A 26539-nucleotide genomic window follows, 5' to 3' on the forward strand; every position below is an offset into this window, starting at 1 on the left:
TTAATATCTAGGAAGTACATCAAAGTTAAAGGTCCTCGCAATGTCTAATTGTCGGTTTACTTACCTACACCCGACGAGCCTTTCATCCCAAGGAGTAATTTATTCGGGGTACTTCGCGCAGCGCTCAGATTAATCCCCTCTAAATATACCCTTAGACTTCCCGGCTGGTAGTTAATTTCAGAAGGAAGAAGGAAGAAGGAAGAGGATCGATGTGAAGAAGGCCCTTCGACTCCGCTGGCTGAACCGCTTCAGGAAGAAGGAAGAAGGAAGAAGGAAGAAGGAAGAAGGAAGAAGGAAGAGGGAAGAAGGAAGAGGATCGATGTGAAGAATTACGAATTATTCACTCGTAATTAGGAATTAGGAATTAGTAATTCCCTACTCGTAATTAGGAATTCGTAATTCGTAATTCCCTACTCGTAGCCCAATGCCCAATGCCCAATTCCCAAGAGCCAATTCCCAAGGCCCAATTCCCAAGAATTAAGGGTGTTCAAAAGCTGAAGCAGGTTTGAAACCTTCTTCTGGAACTCCCTGCAAAGCTTGGCTCATAAAATCTCGCCAAATCGGGGCGACAATAGTACCGCCAGTAGCACCGTAGCTCATCGGTGTGTAGTCGTCGTTGCCAACCCAAACAGCCACGGACAACTGGGGGACGTAACCGACAAACCAAATATCCCGTTCTGACGAAGTAGTACCGGTTTTTCCAGCAGCCGGCCGCCCAAGTTGGGCCGCCCTTGCAGTACCGTTGTTAACTACGCCTTGCAGGGCGCTGTTGACAGAAGCCGCAGCCCAGGAATTGAGTACCAATTTGGGTTTGGGCGTGTTGTCGAGCAAGACATTGCCACTGCTGTCAGTGACTTGCACGATAAACGTGGTGTCAGAATGCCAGCCATTGTTGGCAAAGGTAGCAAAAGCTCCAGCCATCTCCAAAGGAGTGAGGTCAACTGCACCCAAGGGTAAGGAAACCACCGGTTCCATGGGACTTCTGATGCCCAATACCCGGCAAATTTCAATCACTTTGTTTAATCCAACTTCTTGTCCAAGCTTGACAGCCGGAATATTTAGCGATACTTCCAAGGCTCGGCGAATGCTGACGGCACCGGAGAAGCCACCACCATAGTTTTGAGGGTAGTAGTAGCCGTCGCCGTCGCGATAGCCGACAGGAGAGTCGTAGACTATAGAATCAGGACTGTATTTACCACTAGCAAAAGCAGCGTAGTAGACAAAAGGCTTAAAAGAAGACCCTGGCTGTCTCCGGGCTTGAATTGCACGGTTGAATTGACTTTTTTCGTAATCGACACCCCCAACCATTGCTTTGACGAAGTGGGTGCGGGGATCGACGGCTGCTAGGGCAATTTGACCTTGGTCGCGATCGTAAAAAATGCCTTGAGAATATAGCCGATCGTGCCATGCTTTGACTGTTTCTTCAGCCGTGCGCTGCATTTTGAGGTCGATGGTAGTTTGAACGCGCATTCCTCCCTTAACTACAGCATCTCGCCCAAAACGCCTAGTCAACTCTTGGATTACGGCTTGTGTCACGTAAGGAACTTGAGAGCCACCAAAAGAGGTAATTTTACCAAGCTTAATCTTTTGTGTGCGAGCTGCTGCTTCTTCAGTCGGGGTAATCCATTTCAACTCCTTCATCCGGGTTAAAACGATTTCCTGTCGCTCTTTTGACAACTTGTAATTGACGAAAGGACTGTATTCTTCGGGGGCCGAAATTAACCCAGCTAACATGGCGGCTTCGGCCAAAGTCAAACTATCTGCTGACTTGTTGAAATAGCTGCGAGATGCCGTTTCTACGCCGTACAAGTTGTGACCCAGATAAATTTGATTCAGGTAAAGTTGCAGAATCTGGTCTTTATTGAGGATTTGCTCCAAGCGGATAGACATTACCGCTTCAGCTACTTTGCGACTGAGTTTTGATTGGGGAGATAGAAACAGGTTCTTGACTAATTGCATTGTCATAGTCGAGCCTCCTTCAACGGTTCTACCTTTTTCGAGGTTAGCCATGAAGGCTCTGGCTATCCCGCCTGGGTTGATGCCTTTGTGGGTGAAAAAGTTGCTATCTTCGATCGCTAAAGCAGCACGTTTCAGGTTCGGGGAGATTTTGTCTAGCGGTACGACATCTCGATTGGCTTCGTCGTGGATGCTGGCGAGGGGCCGGCCGTTGATGTCGTAAATGTGGGTAGTTTCCGTCGGAGAGTAGGTTTGCAAGATGCGAACATCCGGCAAATTGCGGAAGCTGATCGCTAAGCCAACCAGTCCGCCAGCTACTACGGAACTGGCAAGCATTGTGATGCTGAGTATAGTTCCAGCGGTCACTTTACTGACGGACTGAACGAACTCGAATACGGGGGCTGAGTTTTCCGTATTTTTACGGACTGCGTTGGTTGACACGTGGATTTCACTTCCTGAGTCGATTGGGGGTTGGAGACTTTGAATTTAAAAAGGGGGCTCGAACAACTGCCATCAAAAATTTTGGTAGGTAAGCTTTGGGATTATGCTAGCTTGATGGTTGTGTTTTTATATGTCAATCAGTGAGTTTAACTAATTCCGCTGCACTTTGGCAAAATATTATGGTTTTCGATCGCTCCCCTATGATTTCTCCTAACTTTTCTGGAATTTACCGCGGTGTCAGTGAGATTTTTCCCGATCGACCCGATTCTAACAACCCTGACGAAAATTTGGTCGAATTGCTGACCAAAGCCGATCGGCCTTTGCGGATAAAGTTGGGAATTGACCCCACAGGGACTGACATCCACCTAGGCCACAGCATTTGCGTGCGCAAACTCCGAGCTTTTCAGGATGCGGGCCACACGGCGGTACTGGTCATCGGAGATTTTACCGCAAGAATTGGCGATCCGACAGGGAAATCTGAGACACGCACTCAGTTAACTCCCGAACAAGTAGCAGAAAATGCCCGGACTTATTTAGACCAGGTTCGTCCTATTTTAGACTTTGACACCCCCGGCAGGCTAGAAATTCGCTACAACTCGGAGTGGTTGTCTGGTTTGGACTTGGCGAAGATTTTGGAGCTGCTAGGCACGATGACGGTGCAGCAGATGCTGGCTAAGGAAGGGTTTGACAATCGCATGGAACAGGAAAATGCGATTTTTTTGCACGAGTTTCTGTATCCGCTGATGCAGGGTTACGATTCCGTGGCCTTAGAAGCTGATGTGGAGTTGGGGGGAACTGACCAAAAGTTTAATATTGCGGTGGGACGAGATTTGCAACGACATTTTGGGATGAAACCGCAGTTTGGTTTGCTGATGCCGATTTTGATCGGGACTGATGGAGTGCAGAAGATGTCGAAGTCTTTGCATAATTATGTCGGTTTGTCTGAGGACCCGCTGACAATGTATTCTAAGTTGGAGAAAATTGCTGATAGTTCGATCGCCCAATATTTTGAACTATTGACAGATTTGCCTCTGGATGCGTTGCCGGAAAATCCGCGAGAAAAACAGAAGCTTTTGGCTGTGAATGTTGTCAGCCAGTATTATGGTTCGGAAGCAGGCGATCGGGCACAACTCGATGCAATGGCGCTGGTTAAAGGTGCTGCGGGTGAAGCTGATGCAGTGCCGGAGTTTTCTTTGGCAAGCGTGCAGTTTCCTGCTAAGTTGTTTTATATTCTGAGTGCTAGCGGACTTTGCAAAAGCAGCGGTGATGCGCGGAAGTTGATGCAGGGTGGTGGGGTGAAGTTGGAGGGCGATAAAGTTTCTGATGTTAATCTCACTTTTGAATCTCCTGCTGAATTATGCGGTAAGGTTTTGCAGGTTGGGAAAAATAAGTTTGTGCGTTTGGTGTCTTGAATCTCTTTTTTAACCGCAGATGAATACTGAAGATGAACGCTGATGAACGCTGATAATCGAATTATTGTGGCTTTGGATGTTGCGAGTCAAGAAGAGGCGATCGCCCTGATTGACAAACTCCCCGATGTATCTTTTTGGAAAGTAGGTTTAGAGCTATTTGTGAGCTCCGGGCCGGGGATTTTGGAAATTTTAAAACAGCGGGGAAAGCGGATTTTTCTGGATTTGAAATTTCACGACATCCCGAATACTGTGGCTGGCGCTTGTCGGGCTGCTGCTAAGTATAATGTGGATTTATTGACTATCCATTCTACCTGTGGTAAAGATGCTCTGAAAGCGGCGTTGGTTGCTTTGGAAGAAGGGGCGGCGGCTGTGGATAAACCGAGTCCTAAATTGATTGCAATTACTCTGTTAACCAGTTTGAATTCCCGACAGTTAGCTTTTGAGTTGAAAGTACCTTTAGAGTTGCCAGAGTATGCTTTGCACATGGCATTGTTGGCGAAGGAAACGGGTTTAGCTGGCGCTGTTTGTTCTCCGCAGGAAGTGGAACAGTTGCGGATGAGTTGCGGCGATGATTTTCTGTTGGTTTGTCCCGGTGTGCGTCCAAAATGGGCCGATGGAGGCGATCAAAGGCGATCGATGACTCCCAAGGCCGCTATTAATGCTGGTGCGGATTATCTGGTGATTGGGCGGCCGATTACTGCTTCGGATGATCCAGTGGCGGCTTTTGCGCGGATTTGTGAAGAGTTAGGTTGACAATTTGAATGTTTTTTTAACCGGAGATGAACGCAGATGGAATTTTATCTGCGTTCATCTGTGTTTTTTCTCGTTACTGGGCTCTGCCTAGTAACGCAGATCCAGAGGCTCTGCCTCGCTGATTGGTGTCGTAATATATGAGATTTTAGCAGATGACAATTGCTTTGACAATTGTCATGATACCCAAGGCATATTGACAAACAGCATAGCCCTAAAATGTAATTAGCATCAACGCTACACTGCACTTTTTTCTTCTTGATACAAAGATTCAGCAAATTCACGAACTTGGGCAAGCGCTTCTTCGGACAAGTTTTCTAGCAAAGAATTTATCTGCTTTTTATTACCATTTTCGGGGAGGCTAGTAACGAAAGATTGTTTTGGGATAGGAGAAGATTCGCGCTGTAAAAAATCTTCAAATAGCTCAAAAAATATATCAAGCGCTTGGGATTCATCTTCTGAATCAAAAAGGATGATTCGCGCCCAAGACTTGGTAGATTGTCGGTTAAATTGCTTTTCTATCCAGTGTTGAAATTCGGCAAATTCTTGTTCCTGTTCAGTAACAGGAATTCCGAGTTGGCGACAGGCACAAGTGTAACCATCTAAAAAAGCTTGCAGACTAAAGATAGAACGCTTGCCAAGATAAAGGGCGGGTCTAGTTTTGATTTTATCTAAAAGCTGATAAAAATTGTTGTCTGCTATGATTGGGGATGTAGCTTGAGGATTTTTCCAGGCATATTCTTTGAGGAAGGGGGGTTCTGAGGGTTTTTCTCCTTGGTTAAATTCTGCCAGAAGTTCAAAAAAGTAATTGAATGCTTCTCTGTCATTGATGCAGAAAAGTTGAATGATGTTTGCCCAAGAGTTAACGGTTTTGATTTTTAATTTTTGCTGAATCCAAGGTTGAAAGTCTCGATAAAACTCCTGTTCCTCTGAAGTGATGGTAATGCCTAAATCTCGCCTTGCTATTTTGTAACCATTTAAAAATATGAACAGGTGAGGCAGGGAAGTTTGCCTTAAATATTGGGTTGGTTGGTTTTTGATTTGTGCTAGAATGTCATAGAGTTGAGTCATTTGATTGACCTTCATTTTGGTTAAAAGTTGTACTATCAAATTCTGTAATAATGAATTCTCCGCTAATGGATTGAAAGTCGTTTAGCCAATCTTCGCGGGTTATTCCTGTAACTGATAAATTATCGAAAACTAACCCTTGAACTTCGATGCCATAATGCTGCCCATTAAGAGTGATTGATTCTGTTATGCCTTGACTTTCTAAACGCTGACTTAGGATATAGTCTTCTTCGTCATATTTAGTTTTAATTCTCAGGATTGTTCCTTTCATATCTCCAGTTTCTAACCATTCTACAACAGCTTGAACGGCTTCGTCGCACTGGTAGAGGCGAAATTGACTGACAATTTTGCTCACTTCTCGATAAATGTCTTCATTTGTTAGGCTTTCGAGGGGTTCGCTGTTTTCTGAACCCATTTAAAATAATCTCCTTGAATGGCAATATAATTATCTAAAGAATCAATTATACCAACAGGACGGAATATATGGATAACTAATGACTCAACTCAAAGTTCAACAACAGATGTAAGAAAAGTAAGATGTTAAACTTTACAAGTCTCGACGCGAGATGAGGATTCTAACATTGATGCGTCTGGAGTCTCACCTTGACTAACTGCAATCTCTGTCTTTAATCCTAAAGCCTTCAGCAAACCAATAAATCGGTAAATCTCTTCTCCCCCTGATGCTTTTAGCAATTCCTGAAGTTTCTCCCAATTCTGTTGTTCGCCTTCCGTCATTATAGAGATTTTATGTTGAGATTTAACTACGTCTTTGAGGACTGTCAATAAAAGTTCAGATTCCGGTTCGTTTTCTTCTAAAATTGCTTGAAGATAAGCGGCAGATTCTTCAATTTCTTGGAGGGATTTAATCAGATAGTCATGGTAACTATGAGTTTTAGGCATCGTTTCTACTCCTAAATTCTATCCAGTATTCTTTGGCTTTGCGAATATCTCGATCTTGGGTACTTTTATCTCCACCGCAGAGAAGCAGTACAATAGTTGAGTCTCTTTCTCCAAAATAAACCCGGTAGCCTGGGCCGTAGTCAATTTTTAACTCAAAAACTCCCTCTCCTACTGATTTACAGTCTCCTAAATTACCAAGAGCAACTCGCTGAAGTCTACCTTTTATTTTAGCTTTCCTTTCGCGATCGCGCAAAGAATCAAGCCAGTCTTCAAAAGGGATTTTTCCCTCTAAGGTTTCATAGGTTTGAATTTCTCTCGGTTGGACTTCCATGATTTCATTTAATACAAACCTTAGTATCAATCGATAAAATTTTAGCTCATTCCGGTCAGTGCCAGGTATCGGAAACGTAGACAGCGCAAGGTTTCGTGGTTTTAGCCTCTGTTATAAATCTTAACGAAACTCTGAAACGCTTAGATGTTAAAGTCCACAGGTCTCGACGCGAGAGAAGAAATCACATTTACTCCACAGCCAACAGAAACAACAAAAAGAAGGGAGGTGAGCTTCTGGTGCTTTCTCTGAAAAAGTAAAGCAGCTGTATAATAGACCCTGCCATTTATTATTTCGCCTCCAACCGACGCAATCACCAAACCTCTCCCAAACTTCGTTATCACATTCACTGGTTCCCCTCAAACTTTGATAGATACGTTTTTGCACGCTAAAGCCAAAGCGACCATTAGAATATTTTACCCAAAGTTGGTCAATGGTAGACAAGTCCTCGCAGGGAAATTTTTCAAGAAGTTTCAAACTGTTACTCAAGTCATTTATGATAATATTTCCTAGACTTTTATACACCCATCCTTTTTGCTCAATACTCACCACATTCACAATCACTGTCCCCGTTTCCTCATTCGCTTCTTCCCACTTTCCGGCGACCAATAAATCCCGCAATTTCCTATAATCGACACCCACCACAGAAACTAATTGCACCTCATTATTCGCCTGTTTAGGCATCACTAAATCCAACCATTTCTGCACCGACTGGGGGCGATTTTGCGGTTCCAATTCCATCCCTTTTATAATCGCTGCATTCACCCTATCGCTAATTTTATTATTATGCTGTTTCGGCGGAGTTAACGGAATATTTTCCTTCCTGACTTGCGACGGAAACGGCAACTTACCCGTCAGCATCACATACAGCGTCGCCGCCAAAGAATAAACATCAGTATAAGCACCAAATTCTGCTCGTTTTTCCAACAACTCCAGAGGTGCAAAACACTCAGTCCCCGAATTACTATTAGTCCTTAACTTTCCCGGTACCGTCGCCTGTCGCGCCAAACCAAAATCAATCAAAACCGCCTCAAAACCCCGCTGTGTCAGCATGATATTTTGGGGTTTAACATCCTGATGAGTAAATCCTTGCTTATGAATAAAACTCAAAGCATTTCCCACTTGTTGAATAATTGGCAAAGCTTTATCTTCCGACAAAATGCCGTTATCTTCGAGATATTCAGCTAAATTAGTGCCGTCAAGTAACTCCATCACCATACACCATAAATCACCCTCCTGAAACACCTCATAAACTTCAACAACATGAGGATGATGGCATTTTGCCAAACACAGCGCCTCATTCATAAACTTACCTTGGCGCTTAACAAAATCTGGCTTTCCTTGTTGGATAGCATTCAGCGTTTTAATCGCAACTAATTTACCTTCTTTGCGATTTTGAGCGCGGTAAGTGACACCGAAACTGCCGCCGCCGAGGATTTCTTCGATTAAATATTTGCCTTCGTGCAGTTGTTGTCCCTTTTTCCAGTGCTGCATATTGTTGTGTGATGGTGTGTAGCATAGGTGTCAACTTAAGGTCAAACCCAGTCAGAGACTGTTGGCAAGACTATTAAATCTAGATCCCCCTAGCCCCCCTTAAGAAGGGGGGGACAGGAGTCCGATCAAAGTCCCCCTTCTTAAGGGGGATTTAGGGGGATCTAGACTCAGGTAAAAACCAGATTTCTCAGGGATTTCAGGCTTAAGTTGACACCAATGGATGTGTAGATACAGGAAATTGTAGCAGATGAGCGTTGCTTTGGCAATTGAATTATACCGCCGTGGTTAACCAAGATTGATGAATTTTTGGGTTGGGGCGGGGCGGGTTTTTGAGATTGTGGGTGGGAATTGGAGATTGTTGGTGAAACCCGCCCCTACAAATAACGAACAAAAATATTATAATTGCTCTTTGAATTCATCCAATTTAGCCTTGATTACTTGCATATCTTGCCACATAAACCATTTCGGAGTTTCGGGTTCACGGGAAGGGTTTCGCAACAAGTACGATGGGTGAAAAATCGGCATACATAAGCGATTTTCCCATTCAATCAATTGACCTCTAATTTTACTAATTGGTCGCTTGTCGCTAAGCAAACCTTTGAGGGCTGTTGCACCGGTTAATAAAATAATTTTGGGGTCTAAGATGCGGATTTGTTCGAGTAAGTATGGTTTGCAAGCTTCGATTTCTTTTGCTGTCGGAGGGCGATTGTTGGGGGGGCGACATTTGATGACGTTGGCAATGAATACGTCGGTTTCTGTGTTGAGTCCTACTGATTCTAAAATCTTATCTAAAAGTTGGCCCGATCGCCCAACGAATGGCAATCCGGTTTCATCTTCATTTTGTCCGGGCGCTTCTCCGACAATCAAGATTTTTGCTTGAGGATTCCCGCGCCCGATGACGGCGTGAGTGCGACTGTTGCCTAATTCGCAGCGGTGACAGCGGTTGCAGTGTTCGGTTATTTGCTGGATATTTTGATAGGTGCCCGGAGGAATGGGAATTTTGACATTTGTCGGTATTGAGTCTGTCTGGAAAGAGGCACTTTGACTGCTGTCAAAAAGGCTGAGTTGCAAGTCGCTTGACATATATTTAAAGATCAGGGAGATTTTTGGGAAGCTAGAGTTTATAGTTTAGATCGCGTTTGCTCCTACAGGTAGGAATATGTTCTCTAGCCCGTTGTTTGATAATCGCGCTGATGCTGGTGAAAAACTGGCGGCGGCAGTTTTCGCAGAGCTCGAAAAATTGAATTTAACCTCGCCAGAGGTTGTGAAACCGATTGTTTATGCTTTGCCGCGCGGTGGTTTGCCCATCGCAGTACCTATTGCCCGTTTGTTGGGTTGTCCTTTGGATGTGGTGGTGGCGAAGAAAATTACTCGTCCTGATAATTTAGAATACGCGATCGGGGCTGCCACTGCTGATGGGGAAGTGGTGTGGCAACAAAAGCCACGCAATTTGTCTTTTCAAACTTTAGCACTCCAGCAGGCTCTCGATCGCGCCCAATCTCTACTGGCAGATTTGTCTCCGGGACGTCCAAATGTTAGCGCTGCGGGGGCTTTGGCGATTTTGGTGGATGATGGGGTTGCGACGGGGATGACGATGGCTGTGGCGGCGCAGGCTTTGCGGATTCAGCAGCCGATGGCTTTGTGGATTTGTGTGCCGGTTGCACCGCAGGATTTGCTAGAATTTTTGGAGGAAATGTGCGATCGCCACATCGTCCTAGAAACCCCAGACCCTTTTTATAGCGTCAGTCGCTTTTACGCGGAATTTCCGCAAGTGGAGACGGAAGTTGCCTTAGCGTGTTTAATGCAACAAAGTGAATGGCGATCGTCTGTTAACCTAGAAGGTTAAATCTAAAAGTGCGATCACTAATAAATGAGACCTTGGCAATATTGGTTGGATACTTTGATTCTATCTAGTCAGCACAATCCTCCTCGCTTTGTTGAGTTGGTGATGTTGACTTTAGCGATGATTTTGTTGGGGTTATGGACTTTCACAGGGCAATGGCCCTATTTAGCCTTGTCTCTAAGTTATATAATTGGTTCGTCTTTTTCAATTTTAGTGCGAGAATCCCTGGGCCCGCGGCCTCAATTTCAGCTAACTCATATCACAGCGCTATTATTGTTAATTATCAGTTTTTATAGTTTTGCTGAATTGATTAGATAGTTAAGGCAGTTTTGAGTTAACGAACCGCGAAGACGCGAAGGACGCGAAGGAAGAGAAGAGAAGATCGAGAGTTCGCAAATCATTAGCTATCATCCTACATTGTCATGGGATTGATGTAAAATTAGGCGATTGCCGGCGGGATCGAAGGCGTAGATTTCTAAACCGTGACTAGCTTTAATAATTTCTCCGGGGGGCGGACATCCTAGGGCCCAAATTCGGGCAATCGCCATTTCGATGTCGCTGACTTCCAAACATAAACTCATGCCTGCTTTTCCGATACCTAAAAATTCTGCTTTGTGGGAATTTTTGGGTTTGAATATGCCTAATCTTAAACCCGGTAGTTGAAATTCAGCATAAGTATTAGGAATGTAAGGATTCGGCTCGATGTCGAGAAATTTTGTGTAAAATTTAACGAGAACTTCCTTGTCGATATCTGCTAAAGTTACTAGGGCGGCGCTGTAGAGGAAACTCATATTATGATTGATGGCGATCGGTGGTTTTGCATATTATTATACTTAAAATCCTTCTATTGAGTTTGTGCGTTGGTTGCGGTGTCAGAATTTGCAGGTACGGTAAGGGAGGCGATCGCTCTGAATATATTATACACCGCTCTTACCTGTCGTCTTGATGAAAGCTAACACAAATCTCAAACAAAAGCCTTCAAGCCAAGGACGGGCCTTTAAACCCATTTCTTTGGTAATTTCGGCCAGCCCTTGTTGCAAAAATTCAAATATATCTTATCATATTGCAATACGACAAATATTGTTCAATGGAAACCACCAATTTTATTGCTCTGTCTATCATCATTGTTGCCGTCCTGGGGATTGGCCTAGGAACAATGACTTGGGCTTACTTCGGTAAGGGTAGCGTTTCTGTACTGTTTCAAGAACCCATTTTAAGTTTACCAGAATTTCCGGCTACGGATGCTGGCCGCAAGGCCTCTGTTTATTACCAAGAAGGGATTGAGGCCTATAAATCTGGAAATTATCGAAAAGCTCAAGACAAATTTACCAGCGCCTTACAACTTGTTTCTACTTTGGCAGAAGCTTACCACAATCGGGGTTTGGCTGTTGCTAATTTGCGTTCTGATGATGCTGCTGTGCAGAATTTAATTACTGCCAGTGAATTTTACCAACAGCAGGGGAATGGAATTGCGATCGACTCGATCAAGCAAAATCTGGAAGCATTGAAACAACGCAAGTTGGAGCGGGAAAAACTGAAAGTCCAAGGAACCTAGATTGCATACAGATTAGATTTTTCTGGTAGCTTCGATGCGATCGATTTGAGCAATTAAAATGGCTCGGCTAGGTGCAACGATGCGATAATTAGTAATCGGATCGAAAGCTTCCCATTCTTTGGTCACTTCGCTATCTTGCCACACAAACCATTCTTTGTAAAGTTCGCCTTCATCAATATCGCCACATATCGCCAGCCAATCATCTCCTCCTAAACTACTGTAGTCTCCTCCTACTAAGTCTACCCAAGCAGCGGCTATACAATATTCTAGGTTGCTATTGGAATCAACTGTATTACGATGGGCATTAACTTGGTTAGACTTAAGAGAAGTTTCGGGGAGGCAAAGAGTAGAAATCATAAGTAGTTCCTGAATGTCATGTTGTTACTTTAGAAAAAATCCCTGTGTGTTAGTGACAGCAAAATGACACTATCCCAACCATCACAGTTTTTCGCTCGATCGACTCTGACACTCGATTGCACTCTATGCCTTGTGGGCTAGGGCTTGAGACTGTTTGCGAAGTACAAGCAGCCGCCGCTGAATTTAGCCAATTTGCCAACTGGCACAAGGATTAAGCTGCGATGTATGCAGTAAGGAAGAAGGAAGAAGCAGCAATACCAATGCTTTGAGCAATTAAAAACGTCCTCAACGTTTTGGGAGTTGCTGAGGGCTGGGGAGTCGAGAATAAAGCTATACTTGATAAGTTGGGCAGTTTCCGTAAAGTTCGCGAAAATTCTTCGTTAATCAGGTCAATATGCTAGAACTCCACTGTCACACAACTTTTTCGGATGGTACTCTCACCCCTGGGGAACTCGTCGCGGCGGCTGCTGCGTCAGGGGTTCGCGCTTTGGCTATCACAGATCACGATACTATGTCTGGTTGGGATGAAGCTTTTGTGGCGGCCCTTTTGTACAATCTAGAAATAGTCCCCGGAGTAGAACTTAGTACAGTCCACAACGATCGCTCTTTGCACATTTTAGGTTTTTATCCCGATGCAAATAAGCTGCGCGTTCCTTTGAACGATCGCCTAGAAGGACGGTTTAGGCGATCGCAAGAAATGGTGGACAAATTAGCAGCCATGGGATACCCGATCGCATTACCAAAAACGTCCCCAGGTATGGCACCAGGAAGACCTCATATTGCGTCTGCATTGGTAGCAGCAGGTTATGCCAAATCATCGCGGGAAGCCTTCGATCGGTGGTTGGGAGATGGTGGGCCAGCTTACGTTCGTTACGAAAAATTCTCCATCGTCGAGGGTATTGATTTATTGCGGAGTAGTGGCGCAGTACCAGTGTGGGCTCACCCTTATTTATTTCGGGGCGGAGTGGTTGAAGAAGTATTAAAAGAATTAGTAGATGCGGGTTTAATGGGAGTGGAAGTATACCATCCCAGCCACAGTTCCAGTCAGATTCAAAAATTGCAAGATTTGTGCTTGCACTACGGTTTGTTGATGACAGGTGGTAGCGACTATCACGGCCCCGATCCTGAAAGAAAAAACACTGATAGCACTACTTTAAATATGTTGCATTTACCGTTAGAATTGCTGGAACCAGTTAAAGTTGCGGCGGCCAGTTTGAAGTAGTTTTTTAGGGTGAATTTGGCGGATAAATTTATATAAATAAATGTGAATTTCAAGTCAAGGACTTGGTAAATAGTAGTAACATAGTAAAAACCTTAAATTGCTTAGCGGAGTGTGCTATGAGTACAGAAGATAGAGCAAAGGCGATCGGCAAAAATGTAGAAGGTAAAGTTCAAGAAGTTTTCGGCAATATCACAGGCAACAAAAAAGACCAGGTTGAAGGTAAGGCAAAACAAGCTGAAGCTGCCGCCCGCCATGCAGCAGAAGATCTGAAAAATGCCGTGAAAAATGTGACAGACAAGGCGAAAAAGGCGATCGACAAGTTGTAGAAAATACAGTTTGGGCGCAACTGGTTCCTAGGCTCTGCCTGGGAACCAATATCCAGAGGCTCTGCCTCGCTTGGGGAGGAAAACGGGAGGCAGAGCCTTCAAATATGCGTTCCCAGGCAGAGCCTAGGAACGAGAATAAAGCCACATTTATTGTGGGTTTCAGTCTTAAGTTTTCACCAATGCCCAATGCCCAATGCCCTTGATTTAATTTCTTTGAGCGCTTCTGGGATCGAGAGCATCCCGCAACCCATCACCCAATAAATTAAACGCCAAAACCGTGAGAATAATTAAGATAGCTGGGGGCCAAACTAACCAAGGTTGCAATACTAAAACTGAAGCATTAGTAGACAGGGAGAGCAAATTTCCCCAAGAAGGATCGGGCTGTTGAATTCCCAGCCCAATCAAACTCAAAACTGACTCCGCCACAATAAAACTCGGCACGGATAAAGTAGCAGAAATAATCACGTAAGTGGCAGTTTGGGGCAATACATGACGGACAATAATATAAAGTGGATTTGCACCCATTGCCCTCGCTGCTTGGACGAATTCTAGTTGTTTAATGGAGAGCACTTGACCGCGAATTACCCGCGCTAAACCAGTCCAACTGATGAATGAAGTAATAATGACAATCAGGATAAATCGCTGAGCGCTTGTCAATCCCGGTGGTAGAACTGCTGCTAATGCTACTAATAAATAAAGACCGGGAATTGTCATCAATACTTCCACAAAGCGCATTAAAACACTATCAATCCAACTCCCAAAATAACCTGAAATTCCTCCGATTAACAATCCCAAAGGAAAAGAAATTGCTATTCCTACTAAACCGATGCTGAGGCTAATGCGGCTGCCGTGTACTAAGCGACTAAATTGGTCACGAGCTTGTTCGTCCGTGCCTAAAAGGTTAATTCTGGCTTCTCCCGTAGCACCAAATAGGTGTCGATCGCCTGAAATAATTCCGAACAACTTATAGGGATAACCTTTGGTAAAGAAAACCAAAGAGGAGGGTTTGCGGGTGTCTACAATTACTTTGCGATCGCCTGTATTTACATCCACAGAACCTTGGGTAGTGGGATAAATATGGGGACCAATAAATTGCCCATCTGGTGCGATGAAATGAATCTGCGTCGGCGGCAACAAAGAAGTGTTTAATAGAGATTCGTAGGGGTCGTAAGGTGCTACAAAATCAGCTAAAATTGCTACGGTGTAAAAAATCAAGAGCAACACTGCTCCCAACTTAGCTAGAGGATTATGTTTCAGGTTTTGCCACCATTTCATAGTTTTTTTAATTGTTGAAGGTTAACTTTTGTTATTGGTTATTGGTTATTTGTTGTTTGTTATTGGTTATTGGTTATTTGTTATTTGTTGTTTGTTATTTGTTATTTGTTAGTTTAGTCATGACTAATGACTAATGACTACTGACTACTGACTACTGACTACTGACTACTGACTAATGACTAATGACTAATGACTAATGACTAATGACTACTGACTAATGACTACTGACTAATGACTACTGAATATCATTTTGCTGTAATTCTTCGTCCCGAAAGGGATTGTAGAAAAAGGAGCCTGTTTGCGGTGGTAATTTGGGGTTGAGTACAATTTCTACTATACTTTTTACTACCCCAGTTAACGGAATTGCCAGGATAACTCCCAATAATCCTCCCACTTTACCTCCTAGCAACAAGGCTGTGAAAATAACTACCGGGCTTAATCCTGTGAGATTTCCCATGATGCGAGGAGCTACTAAGTTATCTTTGATTTGCTGAAGGGAGATCGCCACTGCTAAGACTTGCAGGGCTTGCCACCAATCAATAAATGCTACAATGATACTAACTGCTCCAATTCCCAAAGTTGCACCGATAAAGGGAATTATTTCTGTTAATCCTATAAATACCGCAAATAACAGGAAAAATGGGACTCGCAACCACCAAAAAGCCAGAGTCAGTGCTGTGGCCATAAATAGTCCCAGCAGCAACTGTCCCGATACAAAGCGCTGGAGATTTCGCTGCAAAGTGTCAGTTAAAACATAGCGAATATCTGGGGAAAAAATACTTGTCAAGCCACCCCAGACTCTTTGTCCGTCTAGGAGCATATAAAAGGAAATTACCAGAATTAGAATTAAATCCAAAAACCAGTTAACCGTACCGACAACTAACCCTAAACCAGTACCCGCGATCGCCTGTACTTGTTCTTGCACTTTAGCAGATAGTTGCTGCTCCAAAATTTCCACGTTAAAAGGCAAATTGCGATCGGCACTCCAAGTTTGGAATTCACCTAGCTGCTGTCGCCCAGACTCCAACAATTCCGGGAGTCTCACCCCCAACTGTCTGGCTTGGCTAAACACCGGTGGTACAATAGTTAAACCAATTACTACTAATAACAAACCAGCAGTTAAATAGACCAGGGCCGCAGCTACTCCCCGTGGCAAAAATACTTGCAGTCTTACTACTGCATAATTCAATAAAAAGGCAATTAGTCCCGCCGTTACCAAAATGCTGACCAGTTCTCCCACATAATTAATAGCAGCTAGGGTAAACCATCCTGTCACTAGCACTAGCAGCCAAGTGATTAGAAACTGTTGAGCCGGAGAAAAGAGGCTATTCATCAGAAAAATGGGTTGGAAACCCCGTCCTTCTAGGACGGCTTTACAATTTAATTTGCAATGCGCCACGAGTTGTAGGACAAAAATTTACAATCTGCGGGCGATGCGTTTTGAGTTAGACGCTTGCCAGTTTTTAAATCGTGCAAGCTAATTGTTTTTCGGTACGGGTCTTTCTTTGTTGGAGATTCTTGCCAACCGCCAACGTAACAAAATCCGTATTTAGGGTGTTTAACAATTGAACCGCGCTTAAACCCGATACTAATTGTGCCACCATAACGAAGGCGAATATGACCTGTGGAATGTTGCAAGCGATGGAGCTGTCTGCGATGAAACTCAAGGGGAATTACTTCTATTAGCTTGGTCTTGTCGGGTTGGATGTGTCCTCCCGCGTACCAATTAGCTAACACCCAAGAATCCACGCAGTGAGCCTCAAACTTGTTTGATAGTTTCTGTTTGGACTTGAGAAGTCCTAAATTTTGACGCAGTTCGTAAGTATCGTTTCCCGATCTAATCTCAAGATGGGCAATCTTTCTAACCTCAGAGTAAAACCAGTGTTTGCCTACTTCCAAAGGGCTAAACGATACATTCCACTTGCGTCCGTTTTTTCGGGTTCTTGCTTTGATATCTTCCACAACAATTGTCGATATTGGAAACATCAACGTTAGCCAGTTAACTATCCTTAACTTCCACTGCCATCTTGCCTTAGTAGATGGAGGGAGCCGATTTTTGTTAACCAACCTGTTAGCTCGGTTTTGACGGCACGGTGTGTTCCGAAACCGCCGAGCACGTCGCATATTTCGCCTTACTTCAACATGGTCTTTTACCCAATCAATTGCATGGGTCTGGATGTTTAAGTAGGTATGCGATTTGGATTTAACGGTAAATCCTTCGCGTTTGCTACCTGGATCGATGCCAACCGCTATGGGTTGATAGTTGTGGTTTGAAGGCTCTGCATTCAACCTGACACAAAATACTCCTTTTTTCCAGAAGGGTGTTGCCTTGCCCGATCCTATCCAACGCTTGGCGCGGGCATTGGTAGTCGGCATTAACGGTCTATTTTCACTGTTTACAACGGGTACAAACATTTATGGTAAGTCCTATTTCTAGGTATATATTTCCCTTCGCCACTGACTGCCAAAGTGGTTAAGAACTAGGGAGGCATTCTTAACGTTTTGTGAGATACCACTCTCAGGCAGTTCAGTTGGTCTTTTAAAGACGCAGGCTAGACACTGTTTTGGTCTTGAATTTGGAGGGTGGTGAGCCTTCCTCTTTCAAGCCCCATGCCTTCAGGCTGGGGTTTATGACTGGGATTTTTGTCAATTAAACGGGCACAATTTTTGGGGTATATGTGCCATATTCTACACTAAACATCTGGAATATAAACTAACAATAATCAGTTCCCGATGAGACTTACTGACAAGCTTATTGATGAGTTGGTGAGAGCCAAACGGCTCCTGGAAACAGAAGTAAAACCCATCGACTCCTTCTGACAATCCAGAATCCACCTACAAGCTTCCCATCCGTGCAGTCATTTTCTCCAAGGTGGCAACCCAAAATTAGGCCGCAGTCATCCAAAGGGAGGACGCGGTACTGTTGACCACCTCCGTTACAATGAAATAGATATTAAGAACGCAATCTTTCTTTACAATATAAAAAACCAAAGGCTGATACCGGCGGGAGGAACTACTGTGACCCATCCAATTATTTCAGAAGCGGAAGAAACGCAACCCCTTCATCACCTACACCCCAATCGCGATAGCAACGAAGCGGCGATCGTGTACGAAGATAGCATCAAAGACGAGTCTCGCCGGAAATTCGCCTCTGAGGAAGATGAACGCGAAATTTCTCTTTTAGTTCCAGAAATGGATAGCGAGGAATCAGCAGTTTGGGAAGGGGAAGAAACAGCATCTGCGCCCAGCAAAGGCATCAAGTGGCCAGGGGTGTTGGCAGGGGTAGGCATTGGGGTAGCTGCTACACTAGCGACAGTACACATGATCCAACGCCCCAGTGCACCTCCGACTGCTCCCGCAAAAGCGGCAACTCAAGCACCGATTGCTCAGACTGTGACAGTGGCACCGGTAGAATCGGCCCAGGTGACTCAAACTCTAGAAGCAACGGGCACTGTAGCCCCCTACGATTTACTGCCGGTACTCCCACAAGCTAATGGCTTGCAAATCAAGCAGGTGTTGGTGGCGGAAGGAGATAGGGTAGAAAAGGGTCAGGTGATGGCGGTTTTGGATGACTCGGTGTTGCGATCGCAAATTTCCGAAGCTGTTGCTAAAGTACAATCTGCCACTTCTACCGTAGAACAAGCCCAAGCTCAGGTGGAGCAAGCCCAGTCTACCCAAGAAGAAGCCGAAGCCGGCGTGGCTCAAGCTCAGGCTGGCGTGGAAAAAGCCATCGCTGACGCAGAGCAAGCCAAAACAGGTGTCGGCCAAGCTCAAGCTGGTGTCGGCCAAGCTCAAGCTGGTGTTAATCAAGCTAGAGCGGGCATTGCTTCTGCTCAGGCTAAATTAGAACAGGCCCAAAGAGAGGTAAATCGTACCCAAGATTTGGCATCTCAGGGAGTAATTAGTCAGCAAGAATTAGAAAGACGTAAAACAGAGCAGCAAACTGCTGTTCAAGATTTGAACAAAACTAAAGCTGATTTAAATCGAGCTTTGGAAGAACAAAATAAAGCAGCCGAAGAAGTGCGATCGGCTCTTGCTAAAGTAGCAAATGCGATGGCTAATATCAATACAGCTAAGGCAGCCCTCAGCAGTGCTCGTGCGAAAGTGAATACGGCTGGTTCAAGTGTCAGCAGCGCTAGAGCCAATGTCGGAAACAATGCTGCTACTGTTCGGAGCAATGATGCGCGAGTCAAACAGTTACAAACTCAATTAGAACAAACTGTAGTTCGCGCACCGGATAGCGGCACTGTGGCGGAAAGAATTGGTAGAGTTGGGGATGTTTCTTCCGGGAGCCAAAAACTGTTTTCGATTATTCGGGGAAACAAGCTGGAATTGCAATTAAAAGTGCCGGAAACTCAACTTTCCCAGGTACGCCCTGGCACTGCTGTCAATATTACTTCTGATTCTGACAAGCGGATTAAATTAGCAGGAACTGTGCGAGATATTTCGCCTCTGGTTGACCCTCAAAATCGCCAAGCTACAGTGAAAATAGATTTGCCTGAAAGTGATTTTTTGCGATCGGGAATGTTTTTGCGGGCTGCGATTGCTACAGCAACGGCTCAAGGTTTGAAGGTTTCGGCTAAGGCTATTTTACCGCAAGCTGATGGTGGTGCTGTGGTTTATAAATTGGTTGGTGAGGATAAGGTGCAGGCTCAATCTGTGGAGGTTGGGGCAATTTCTGGGGGGGCTGTTGGTGATTTGACTAATGCTAAGGTGGAGATTAAAAAGGGTTTGAAGGTTGGCGATCGCGTGGTGGTTGCTGGGGCTGGTTATCTCAAGGATGGCGATCGGGTTAAGGTTGTTAAATAGTCAGTAGTCAGTAGTCAGTAGTCAGTAGTCAGTCGTCAGTCGTCAGTCGTCAGTCGTCAGTAGTCAGTAGTCATTAGTCAGTAGTCAGTAGTCAGTCGTCAGTCGTCAGTCGTCAGTCGTCAGTCGTCAGTAGTCATTAGTCAGTAGTCAGTAGTCATTAGTTAGTAGCGGTGCCCTGAGCGTAGTCGAAGGGTCATTAGTCAGTAGTTAGTAAGTGTAAGGTGCGGACTTCGCACCCTACAGTATTACTTTTTTTGAACGAACCGCGAAGGCGCGAAGGACGCAAAGGAAGAGAAGAAAGAAGAGAGAAAGCGGAAGAAAGCAGGAACTCTATTACCAATGCTCTTCGGCCCAATGCCCAATGCCCCATTCCCCATTCCCCATTATGTCTTTTAATATTTCAGCTTGGTCGATCAAACAACCAGTTCCTACTATTGTCTTATTCTTAATTTTGACAATAGGTGGTTTATTATCTTTTCCGGTTTTGGGCATTGATGATTCCCCGAATATCGATGTTCCTTCGGTGTCGATATCTGTTAGCCAACCGGGGGCAGATCCAGCGGAACTGGAATCTCAAGTTACGAAAAAAGTAGAAGATGCTGTTGCTGGTTTGGGCAATATTGACCACATTATCTCCACCGTTAATGATGGTGCTTCTAATACTACGGTTAACTTTTTGTTGGGAACTAATAGCGATCGCGCTACCAATGATGTCCGCAATGCGATCGCCCAAATTCGCCAAAGTCTGCCCCAAGATATTAACGATCCTGTAGTCAAGCGGGTTGAGTTTGCCGGCAGTTCCATTATGTCCTATGCTGTGGTTTCCCAGCGTCAATCTGTAGAACAGTTAAGCGATTTAATCGACCAAAACATCAGCCGCGTCCTCCTCTCGGTAAAAGGTGTGGCTCAAGTGCAGCGGATTGGAGGTAGAGACAGGGATATTCGAGTAGATTTGAACCCGGAACAACTCAAAAGTCTTGGGATTACAGCTACCCAAGTAAATGACCAAATTCGCAATTTTAATATCAATTTACCAGGTGGGCGCACGGAAATTGGTAACTCAGAGCAAACTATTCGCACCCTCGGTAGTGCCAAAACTCTGGATGAACTCAAAACCTATAAAATTACTTTACCTAAAGGTGATTTTGTGCCTCTCACCAGTTTAGGAGAAGTGACTGAGGGCTATGCAGAGGCGCGTCAGGCGGCGCGACTTAATGGCAAACCTGTAGTGGCTTTTTCCATCCTCCGCAGTACCGGCAGCACTCTGGTAACTGTAGAAGAAGCAGTGCGGGAAACAGTGAAAAAATTGGAAAAGACTTTGCCGCCTGATGTCAAGTTGGAGCTTATTTATACCCTAGCAGACCACATACGCGATTCCTATGAAGCTTCTGTTGATGCTTTGGTTTTGGGGGCTGGTTTAGCAATAGTAACTATTTTAATTTTTCTGCGGGACTGGCGAGCTACTTTGATTGCTGCTGTGGCGCTACCGCTGTCGGCAATTCCTACTTTTGCGGTGCTGAGACTTTTGGGCTATACCCTTAACGGGATGACTTTGTTGGCCTTGGCGCTGGTGGTGGGAGTATTGGTAGATGATGCGATCGTGGAAATTGAAAATATCGAACGCCATGTCGGGATGGGGAAAACTCCCTATCAAGCTTCTTTGGATGCTTCTGCTGAAATTGGTTTGGCTGTTGTTGCTACTACGATGACGATTGTCGCGGTATTTGCACCGGTGGCTTTTATGCCGGGAATTCCGGGTCAGTTTTTTCGACCTTTTGGGGTGACGGTTTCCGCTTCGGTTTTGTTTTCGCTGCTGGTAGCCCGCACCGTGACTCCGATGATGGCGGCTTATTTGTTTAAGGATAAAGGCCACCATCAACAACAGTTAAAAAAAGACCAATTATCCTATCAGTATCGCCGGCTTTTAACTTGGTCGCTGAAACATCGGGCGATCGTCCTAATTTTAGGTTTAGCTTTGTTTTTTGGCAGCGTTCAGTTAATACCTTACATTCCCACTGGGTTTATCGATCGCGATGATACTGGACTTTCTACTGTCTCTATTGAACTTCCTCCCGGTTCTACTTTACAGCAGACGGATGTAGCAGTAGAACAGGCAACTAAACTGTTACTCACCCATCCTGCGGTGGAAAGTGTTTTAGAGACAGAAGGTTCTCCCACCGTTTCTGGTGGTGCCGGCGGGGGTACTGCCCGTGCTAGTGGTGTGAATACAGGGACTCTTTATGTCAAACTCAAACCTGCGAACAAACGGATTAAGCAACAGCAGTTTGAAGAGGAAATGCGGCCGAAACTGACGGATGTTCCCGGTGTGCGGCTCAGTTTTTCCCAAGGGCGAGTGGGGGGGAGGAAGCAAATGTCGATCGTCCTTAAAAGCGAAAATGCTCCTGCTTTGACGAAAACAGCCCTCGATCTTACTCAACAAATGAGTCGGTTGCCGGGATTGATTGAGGTGCAATCTACCGCGAGTTTGGTGAAGCCAGAAATCTTGGTGAAACCTGACCCAAATCGGGCAGCGGATCAGGGTGTATCTGTACAACAAATTGCTCGTACTGCATCTTTGGCAACCATTGGAGATATTGACTCGAATTTGGCTAAGTTCGATTTGCCAGATAGACAAATTCCGATTCATGTGATGTTAGCACCACAGTTTCGCAGCGATGTTGAAACAATTAAGAGTCTCCAAGTACCGGGTAAAAATAATACTTTGGTGCCTTTGAGGGCAGTGGCTGATATTGCTTTGGGTAGCGGGCCTTCTCAGATCGATCGCTATGACAGAGCTCGCCAAGTTTCTGTAGAGGGCAATTTGTTGCCCGGTACTACTTTAGGAGAAGCTTTGGCTGCGGTGAAAAAACTGCCTGCAATGAATCCTCTGCCGCCTGGGGTGGAACAGGAATCTTCGGGAGATGCCAAGGTGATGCAGGATATCTTCAGTGGTTTTGCGGGGGCTTTGGGAACGGCGGTTTTGTTTATTTATGCTGTGTTGGTGTTGCTGTTTGCGAATTTTCTGCATCCGATAACTATTATGGCAGCCCTACCTTTGTCGATCGGGGGTGCTTTGCTGGGGCTGCTGGTGGGCCAGAAGTCTTTGGGGCTTTACGCTTTGATTGGGATCGTTTTGCTGATGGGAATTGTGACGAAAAACTCGATTTTGTTGGTGGATTACGCAATTCTGAATCAGAAGGAAGGAAAGCCGATGTATGAAGCGACGCTGGAATCTGGGGTGGCGCGCTTGCGGCCGATTTTGATGACAACCATCGCCATGATTGCTGGGATGATTCCCATCGCCCTGGGACTTGGTGCCGGTTCTCAGGTGCGCAGCCCCATGGCGATGGCGGTAATTGGCGGTTTGATGACTTCCACTCTCTTGACTTTGGTGGTGATTCCGGTGATTTTTACCTATATGGATGGTTTCCAAATCTGGATTTTTAATCTCGTGCGGGGTAACAAGGAAAAAGCCAAGAAAGCGCGATCGTCTATTCGTTTGTAGTCAGCAATTCCGTCCTATTCAAGGCTCTGTGTCCTCTGTGTTCTAGTAAGGTTAAATAATTCCCTAGTGCGGCGATCGGCTAAATGCTATCCTATTCACAATCCGGTAATTCGGTCTCTTGCCCTCGGATTCCTGCGCAGCCAACAACCATCTCAAATCTCAAATAAGTTGACATTTTATGAGTATTATGATAGCAATCAATGCCGAGCAGATCCACAATTTAGATTTGTCTCCGGTACAGACAGTAATTGACCAGTGGCTAGCAGCAGGGGCGATCGGCCAAAACGAACAACAGCTACAATTTGAAATAGAGTACCCGCGCGAAGATTTAGATCCGCGAGAAATTTCCGAAATCCCAGAGGTTCGGCTGTGGTTTATTCGCTTAGATGCTTATTATCCTTGGCTCCCCTTTCTGCTAGATTGGAAAGTCGGAGAATTAGCCCGCTATGCCGCCATGTTGGTGCCGCATCAGTTCCACCGCACCGAAGGAATTCAGTACAATCCTGAAGCTTTGGAAATGTTTTTGATGCACAAAATTTTTGTATTAACTGATTGGTTACATCAACAAGGAATTCCTAGCAAATCGAAGTTGCTGTCGATGTCGCAAATGTTGGGCTATGACTTGGATGATGCTTTTTTTGATGTGATTTTACCCCACAAATAGCCGATCGCACATCTAGTTTGCCAAAAATTATTCTTTCCCACCTAGAATATTAGACCAGCAACCCGAATTAGATCGCCACACAGATGAGTGTAGGCGGTTGCTACGCCAAACCCCAAACACCAGTCACTCTTTGTTCTAGTTGCAAGCCCCAACTTGAGCCAAGGTCTGTTCGGGTATTACCCTGAAATCATGTAGTGTAACTATAGTTTACAATTAAGTAGTAAAACCAAAAACACGGAAAAAAAATTTATTGATTCCGCGTCATGGAAATCCAGCCTGTTCCCCTCTTGATAAGGCGGTTGAAGCCGCCCGTGTCGCTTTTATCTCAGGTCTTTAGACACTGAGTTTCCCGCATACCGATTTTTATTATGAAAGATCTCACTCGTTATCGAAATATCGGCATCTTCGCCCACGTAGATGCAGGCAAGACCACTACAACCGAAAGAATCCTCAAGCTGACGGGTAAAATCCACAAGATTGGTGAAGTGCACGAAGGCGCGGCGACGACGGACTTCATGGAACAGGAGCAAGAGCGCGGGATTACGATTCAATCTGCTGCTACAACCTGCTTCTGGAATGAACACCAACTGAATATCATCGATACCCCAGGACACGTCGATTTCACCATTGAAGTCTACCGTTCTCTGAAGGTACTCGATGGTGGTATTGGTGTGTTTTGTGGTTCCGGTGGAGTTGAACCTCAATCGGAAACCAACTGGCGCTATGCTAACGATTCCAAAGTCGCTCGTGTCATCTACATAAATAAGCTCGATCGCACCGGTGCAGATTTTTACCGAGTTGTCAAGCAAGTCGATAAAATCCTGGCAGCTAAACCGATGGTAATGGTATTGCCGATCGGCATTGAAGAAAAATTCTGCGGCGTAGTCGATTTGCTCACCCGCAAAGCCTGGATCTGGGATGATTCCGGCGACCCCATGAACTATGAAATTAAAGATGTCCCCGCCGATATGGTCGATGATGTCGAAACTTGGCGCGAACAGTTGATCGAACTGGCCGTTGAGCAAGATGACACTCTGATGGAACAATATCTCGAAGGCAACGAGCCGAGTATTGAAGACCTCAAACGCTGTATTCGCAAAGGTACTCGCGATCGGGCCTTTTTCCCCACCTACTGCGGCTCATCCTTCAAAAACAAAGGCGTACAGTTAGTTCTCGATGCCGTCGTTGACTATCTGCCAAACCCCATGGAAGTCACACCGCAACCAGAAGTCGATCTTGATGGGAATGAAACCGGCGAATTTGCCATTGTCGATCCCAGCAGACCATTGCGCGCCCTAGCATTCAAGATCATGGACGATCGCTACGGTGCCCTAACCTTCACCCGCCTGTACTCAGGAACCCTGTCCAAGGGCGACACCATACTCAACACCGCCACAGGCAAAACCGAGCGCGTCAGCCGTTTGGTAGAAATGCACGCCAACTCTCGCGAAGAAATTGACTCTGCCCAAGCAGGTGATATTGTGGCGATCGTCGGCATGAAAAACGTCCGCACCGGACACACCATCTGCGACCCCAAAAATCCCGCCACCCTAGAACCCATGGTGTTCCCAGAACCCGTTATTTCAATTTCGGTCAGACCGAAACAAAAAGGCGGCGAAGAAAAAATGGGAGCAGCCCTCACCAAGATGGTACAAGAAGACCCATCCTTCCACATGGTGACGGATCAAGAAAGTGGCGAAATGATTCTAAAAGGCATGGGCGAGTTACACCTCGACATCAAAGTAGACATTCTCCGGCGCACCCACGGCGTCGAAGTAGAAGTTGGCGAACCACAAGTAGCCTACCGCGAATCGATTACCAAGCGCCTAGAAGACGATTACACCCACAAAAAGCAATCCGGTGGTTCAGGTCAATTTGCCAAAATCGGCTATGTAATCGAACCCGGTGAGCCTGGAAGTGGATTCATATTTGAGTCAAAAGTAACCGGTGGTAGTGTACCGAGAGAATATTGGCCAGCAGTCGAAAAAGGCTTTGAAAGCTGCGTCGATAAAGGTGTCCTAGCTGGATTCCCTTGCTTAGACTTGAAATTCACCCTCCTGGAAGGTGGTTTCCACCCCGTTGACTCATCCGCAATGGCCTTTGAAATTGCAGCCAAAGCGGCCTATCGCCAATCAATTCCGAAAGCTGGACCTCAATTGCTCGAACCGATTATGAATGTCGATGTATTCACTCCAGATGATTACATGGGCGATGTCATCGGCGACCTCAACCGTCGCCGGGGGATGATGAAATCTCAAGAAACAGGACAAACAGGAGCGCGGATCAAGGCAGACGTGCCCTTGAGCGAAATGTTTGGTTACATCAGTGACTTGCGTACCATGACCTCTGGGCGCGGACAATTCTCCATGTCCTTCTCCCACTATGCTCCTTGTCCCAGCAACATCGCTGAAGAAGTGATTAAGCAAGCCAAAGAGCGTCAAGCTGCGAAGTAGTTAATTGGCATTTTTACTGGTTCCCCGGCTCTGCCTGGGAACCTATGTCTAGAGGCTCTGCCTCGATCGCGCGCATGGTAGAATTCTACTGGTTCCCCGGCTCTGCCTGGGAACCTATGTCTAGAGGCTCTGCCTCGATCGCGCAGATGGTAGAATTAGAAAGCAAACATCGCAGTTAATC

At 45.4% G+C, this 26539-nt stretch carries 23 protein-coding genes; 11 read left to right on the forward strand and 12 right to left on the reverse strand.

Annotated elements, in window-relative coordinates; genetic code table 11:
- Positions 1 to 477 precede the first annotated feature (477 nt).
- Positions 478 to 2397 carry a transglycosylase domain-containing protein gene (locus AAFP11_RS01780; RefSeq protein ID WP_341735472.1) on the reverse strand — a complete coding sequence of 640 codons (1920 nt, stop codon included), beginning with the start codon at positions 2395 to 2397 and terminating at the stop codon, positions 478 to 480.
- Positions 2398 to 2576: 179 nt separating this feature from the next.
- On the opposite strand from AAFP11_RS01780, the gene tyrS reads away from it, so the two are divergent.
- The gene (tyrS, locus tag AAFP11_RS01785) at positions 2577 to 3809 is read left to right on the forward strand and encodes a tyrosine--tRNA ligase (RefSeq protein ID WP_341735589.1); all 1233 of its coding nucleotides are present in this window, start codon (positions 2577 to 2579) and stop codon (positions 3807 to 3809) included.
- Positions 3810 to 3851: 42 nt separating this feature from the next.
- Positions 3852 to 4562 (forward strand): orotidine-5'-phosphate decarboxylase, encoded by a 711-nt coding sequence (gene pyrF / locus AAFP11_RS01790; protein WP_341735473.1) that lies wholly within the window; start codon positions 3852 to 3854, stop codon positions 4560 to 4562.
- A 234-nt stretch (positions 4563 to 4796) separates the two neighbouring features.
- Here the strand turns inward: pyrF and AAFP11_RS01795 are convergent, their stop codons facing one another.
- The 6 genes from AAFP11_RS01795 to AAFP11_RS01820 all read right to left on the reverse strand — a co-directional run bounded on the left by AAFP11_RS01795 (position 4797) and on the right by AAFP11_RS01820 (position 9432).
- Complete coding sequence (locus AAFP11_RS01795; RefSeq protein ID WP_341735474.1) at positions 4797 to 5630, reverse strand: hypothetical protein; 834 nt, start codon at positions 5628 to 5630, stop codon at positions 4797 to 4799.
- Positions 5614 to 6042, reverse strand: a complete 429-nt coding sequence (locus AAFP11_RS01800) for a papain fold toxin domain-containing protein (protein ID WP_341735475.1) — start codon at positions 6040 to 6042, stop codon at positions 5614 to 5616. The genes AAFP11_RS01795 and AAFP11_RS01800 overlap by 17 nt, the downstream gene beginning before the upstream one ends.
- A 125-nt stretch (positions 6043 to 6167) precedes the next feature.
- Positions 6168 to 6527 carry a transcriptional regulator gene (locus tag AAFP11_RS01805; RefSeq protein WP_341735476.1) on the reverse strand — a complete coding sequence of 120 codons (360 nt, stop codon included), beginning with the start codon at positions 6525 to 6527 and terminating at the stop codon, positions 6168 to 6170.
- Positions 6520 to 6858, reverse strand: a complete 339-nt coding sequence (locus AAFP11_RS01810; protein ID WP_341735477.1) for a type II toxin-antitoxin system RelE/ParE family toxin — start codon at positions 6856 to 6858, stop codon at positions 6520 to 6522. Before AAFP11_RS01810 ends, AAFP11_RS01805 begins: the two co-directional genes overlap by 8 nt.
- Positions 6859 to 7005: 147 nt before the next feature.
- Complete coding sequence (locus tag AAFP11_RS01815) at positions 7006 to 8349, reverse strand: serine/threonine-protein kinase (protein WP_341735478.1); 1344 nt, start codon at positions 8347 to 8349, stop codon at positions 7006 to 7008.
- Positions 8350 to 8745: 396 nt separating this feature from the next.
- A complete protein-coding gene (locus tag AAFP11_RS01820; protein ID WP_341735479.1) occupies positions 8746 to 9432 on the reverse strand; it encodes a uracil-DNA glycosylase in 687 nt (228 codons plus the stop codon).
- A gap of 76 nt (positions 9433 to 9508) precedes the next feature.
- On the opposite strand from AAFP11_RS01820, the gene AAFP11_RS01825 reads away from it, so the two are divergent.
- Positions 9509 to 10195, forward strand: a complete 687-nt coding sequence (locus tag AAFP11_RS01825) for a phosphoribosyltransferase family protein (RefSeq protein ID WP_341735480.1) — start codon at positions 9509 to 9511, stop codon at positions 10193 to 10195.
- 404 nt (positions 10196 to 10599) lie between these two features.
- Here AAFP11_RS01825 and AAFP11_RS01830 read toward each other — a convergent pair whose 3' ends face one another.
- Entirely contained in the window at positions 10600 to 10983 is a 384-nt protein-coding gene (locus AAFP11_RS01830; RefSeq protein WP_341735481.1) for a VOC family protein, read from the reverse strand.
- Between the two features lie 296 nt (positions 10984 to 11279).
- On the opposite strand from AAFP11_RS01830, the gene AAFP11_RS01835 reads away from it, so the two are divergent.
- Positions 11280 to 11747 carry a hypothetical protein gene (locus AAFP11_RS01835; RefSeq protein ID WP_341735482.1) on the forward strand — a complete coding sequence of 156 codons (468 nt, stop codon included), beginning with the start codon at positions 11280 to 11282 and terminating at the stop codon, positions 11745 to 11747.
- Positions 11748 to 11759: 12 nt separating this feature from the next.
- Here AAFP11_RS01835 and AAFP11_RS01840 read toward each other — a convergent pair whose 3' ends face one another.
- The gene (locus AAFP11_RS01840) at positions 11760 to 12104 is read right to left on the reverse strand and encodes a hypothetical protein (protein ID WP_341735483.1); all 345 of its coding nucleotides are present in this window, start codon (positions 12102 to 12104) and stop codon (positions 11760 to 11762) included.
- Between the two features lie 394 nt (positions 12105 to 12498).
- On the opposite strand from AAFP11_RS01840, the gene AAFP11_RS01845 reads away from it, so the two are divergent.
- Together AAFP11_RS01845 and AAFP11_RS01850 are read left to right on the forward strand one after the other, a co-directional pair.
- Positions 12499 to 13326 carry a PHP domain-containing protein gene (locus AAFP11_RS01845; RefSeq protein ID WP_341735484.1) on the forward strand — a complete coding sequence of 276 codons (828 nt, stop codon included), beginning with the start codon at positions 12499 to 12501 and terminating at the stop codon, positions 13324 to 13326.
- Between the two features lie 116 nt (positions 13327 to 13442).
- A complete protein-coding gene (locus tag AAFP11_RS01850; RefSeq protein ID WP_341735485.1) occupies positions 13443 to 13652 on the forward strand; it encodes a CsbD family protein in 210 nt (69 codons plus the stop codon).
- 204 nt (positions 13653 to 13856) lie between these two features.
- Here AAFP11_RS01850 and AAFP11_RS01855 read toward each other — a convergent pair whose 3' ends face one another.
- From AAFP11_RS01855 to AAFP11_RS01865, 3 genes are all read right to left on the reverse strand, one after another.
- A complete protein-coding gene (locus AAFP11_RS01855; RefSeq protein ID WP_341735486.1) occupies positions 13857 to 14927 on the reverse strand; it encodes an ABC transporter permease in 1071 nt (356 codons plus the stop codon).
- Between the two features lie 235 nt (positions 14928 to 15162).
- Positions 15163 to 16260, reverse strand: coding sequence for an AI-2E family transporter (locus AAFP11_RS01860; RefSeq protein ID WP_341735487.1), 1098 nt, complete (start codon positions 16258 to 16260; stop codon positions 15163 to 15165).
- A gap of 47 nt (positions 16261 to 16307) precedes the next feature.
- Complete coding sequence (locus AAFP11_RS01865) at positions 16308 to 17342, reverse strand: RRXRR domain-containing protein (protein ID WP_340520936.1); 1035 nt, start codon at positions 17340 to 17342, stop codon at positions 16308 to 16310.
- Positions 17343 to 17945: 603 nt separating this feature from the next.
- On the opposite strand from AAFP11_RS01865, the gene AAFP11_RS01870 reads away from it, so the two are divergent.
- The 5 genes from AAFP11_RS01870 (at position 17946) to AAFP11_RS01890 (ending at position 26537) form a co-directional block, all read left to right on the forward strand.
- The gene (locus AAFP11_RS01870) at positions 17946 to 19736 is read left to right on the forward strand and encodes an efflux RND transporter periplasmic adaptor subunit (RefSeq protein WP_341735488.1); all 1791 of its coding nucleotides are present in this window, start codon (positions 17946 to 17948) and stop codon (positions 19734 to 19736) included.
- Positions 19737 to 20121: 385 nt separating this feature from the next.
- Positions 20122 to 23241 (forward strand): efflux RND transporter permease subunit, encoded by a 3120-nt coding sequence (locus AAFP11_RS01875; protein ID WP_341735489.1) that lies wholly within the window; start codon positions 20122 to 20124, stop codon positions 23239 to 23241.
- 178 nt (positions 23242 to 23419) lie between these two features.
- On the forward strand, positions 23420 to 23905 hold the full coding sequence (locus tag AAFP11_RS01880; protein WP_341735490.1) for a CRR6 family NdhI maturation factor: 486 nt from the start codon (positions 23420 to 23422) through the stop codon (positions 23903 to 23905).
- A gap of 368 nt (positions 23906 to 24273) precedes the next feature.
- Positions 24274 to 26358, forward strand: a complete 2085-nt coding sequence (fusA, locus tag AAFP11_RS01885) for an elongation factor G (RefSeq protein ID WP_341735491.1) — start codon at positions 24274 to 24276, stop codon at positions 26356 to 26358.
- A gap of 44 nt (positions 26359 to 26402) precedes the next feature.
- A complete protein-coding gene (locus AAFP11_RS01890) occupies positions 26403 to 26537 on the forward strand; it encodes a hypothetical protein (protein ID WP_341735492.1) in 135 nt (44 codons plus the stop codon).
- Positions 26538 to 26539: the final 2 nt, after the last annotated feature.

The organism is Microcoleus sp. CAWBG640, assembly GCF_020883015.1.
GTDB classification, from domain to species: Bacteria; Cyanobacteriota; Cyanobacteriia; order Cyanobacteriales; family Microcoleaceae; genus Microcoleus; species Microcoleus anatoxicus.

What these genes read in the sequence shown, in the direction of transcription:
- tyrS (WP_341735589.1), top strand. Translation starts at nt 2,577, where the DNA reads ATGGTTTTCGATCGCTCCCCTATGATTTCTCCTAACTTTTCTGGAATT.
- pyrF (WP_341735473.1), top strand. Translation starts at nt 3,852, where the DNA reads ATGAACGCTGATAATCGAATTATTGTGGCTTTGGATGTTGCGAGTCAA.
- AAFP11_RS01795 (WP_341735474.1), bottom strand. Translation starts at nt 5,630, where the DNA reads ATGACTCAACTCTATGACATTCTAGCACAAATCAAAAACCAACCAACC.
- AAFP11_RS01800 (WP_341735475.1), bottom strand. Translation starts at nt 6,042, where the DNA reads ATGGGTTCAGAAAACAGCGAACCCCTCGAAAGCCTAACAAATGAAGAC.
- AAFP11_RS01805 (WP_341735476.1), bottom strand. Translation starts at nt 6,527, where the DNA reads ATGCCTAAAACTCATAGTTACCATGACTATCTGATTAAATCCCTCCAA.
- AAFP11_RS01810 (WP_341735477.1), bottom strand. Translation starts at nt 6,858, where the DNA reads ATGGAAGTCCAACCGAGAGAAATTCAAACCTATGAAACCTTAGAGGGA.
- AAFP11_RS01815 (WP_341735478.1), bottom strand. Translation starts at nt 8,349, where the DNA reads ATGCAGCACTGGAAAAAGGGACAACAACTGCACGAAGGCAAATATTTA.
- AAFP11_RS01820 (WP_341735479.1), bottom strand. Translation starts at nt 9,432, where the DNA reads ATGTCAAGCGACTTGCAACTCAGCCTTTTTGACAGCAGTCAAAGTGCC.
- AAFP11_RS01825 (WP_341735480.1), top strand. Translation starts at nt 9,509, where the DNA reads ATGTTCTCTAGCCCGTTGTTTGATAATCGCGCTGATGCTGGTGAAAAA.
- AAFP11_RS01830 (WP_341735481.1), bottom strand. Translation starts at nt 10,983, where the DNA reads ATGAGTTTCCTCTACAGCGCCGCCCTAGTAACTTTAGCAGATATCGAC.
- AAFP11_RS01835 (WP_341735482.1), top strand. Translation starts at nt 11,280, where the DNA reads ATGGAAACCACCAATTTTATTGCTCTGTCTATCATCATTGTTGCCGTC.
- AAFP11_RS01840 (WP_341735483.1), bottom strand. Translation starts at nt 12,104, where the DNA reads ATGATTTCTACTCTTTGCCTCCCCGAAACTTCTCTTAAGTCTAACCAA.
- AAFP11_RS01845 (WP_341735484.1), top strand. Translation starts at nt 12,499, where the DNA reads ATGCTAGAACTCCACTGTCACACAACTTTTTCGGATGGTACTCTCACC.
- AAFP11_RS01850 (WP_341735485.1), top strand. Translation starts at nt 13,443, where the DNA reads ATGAGTACAGAAGATAGAGCAAAGGCGATCGGCAAAAATGTAGAAGGT.
- AAFP11_RS01855 (WP_341735486.1), bottom strand. Translation starts at nt 14,927, where the DNA reads ATGAAATGGTGGCAAAACCTGAAACATAATCCTCTAGCTAAGTTGGGA.
- AAFP11_RS01860 (WP_341735487.1), bottom strand. Translation starts at nt 16,260, where the DNA reads ATGAATAGCCTCTTTTCTCCGGCTCAACAGTTTCTAATCACTTGGCTG.
- AAFP11_RS01865 (WP_340520936.1), bottom strand. Translation starts at nt 17,342, where the DNA reads ATGTTTGTACCCGTTGTAAACAGTGAAAATAGACCGTTAATGCCGACT.
- AAFP11_RS01875 (WP_341735489.1), top strand. Translation starts at nt 20,122, where the DNA reads ATGTCTTTTAATATTTCAGCTTGGTCGATCAAACAACCAGTTCCTACT.
- AAFP11_RS01880 (WP_341735490.1), top strand. Translation starts at nt 23,420, where the DNA reads ATGAGTATTATGATAGCAATCAATGCCGAGCAGATCCACAATTTAGAT.
- fusA (WP_341735491.1), top strand. Translation starts at nt 24,274, where the DNA reads ATGAAAGATCTCACTCGTTATCGAAATATCGGCATCTTCGCCCACGTA.
- AAFP11_RS01890 (WP_341735492.1), top strand. Translation starts at nt 26,403, where the DNA reads ATGTCTAGAGGCTCTGCCTCGATCGCGCGCATGGTAGAATTCTACTGG.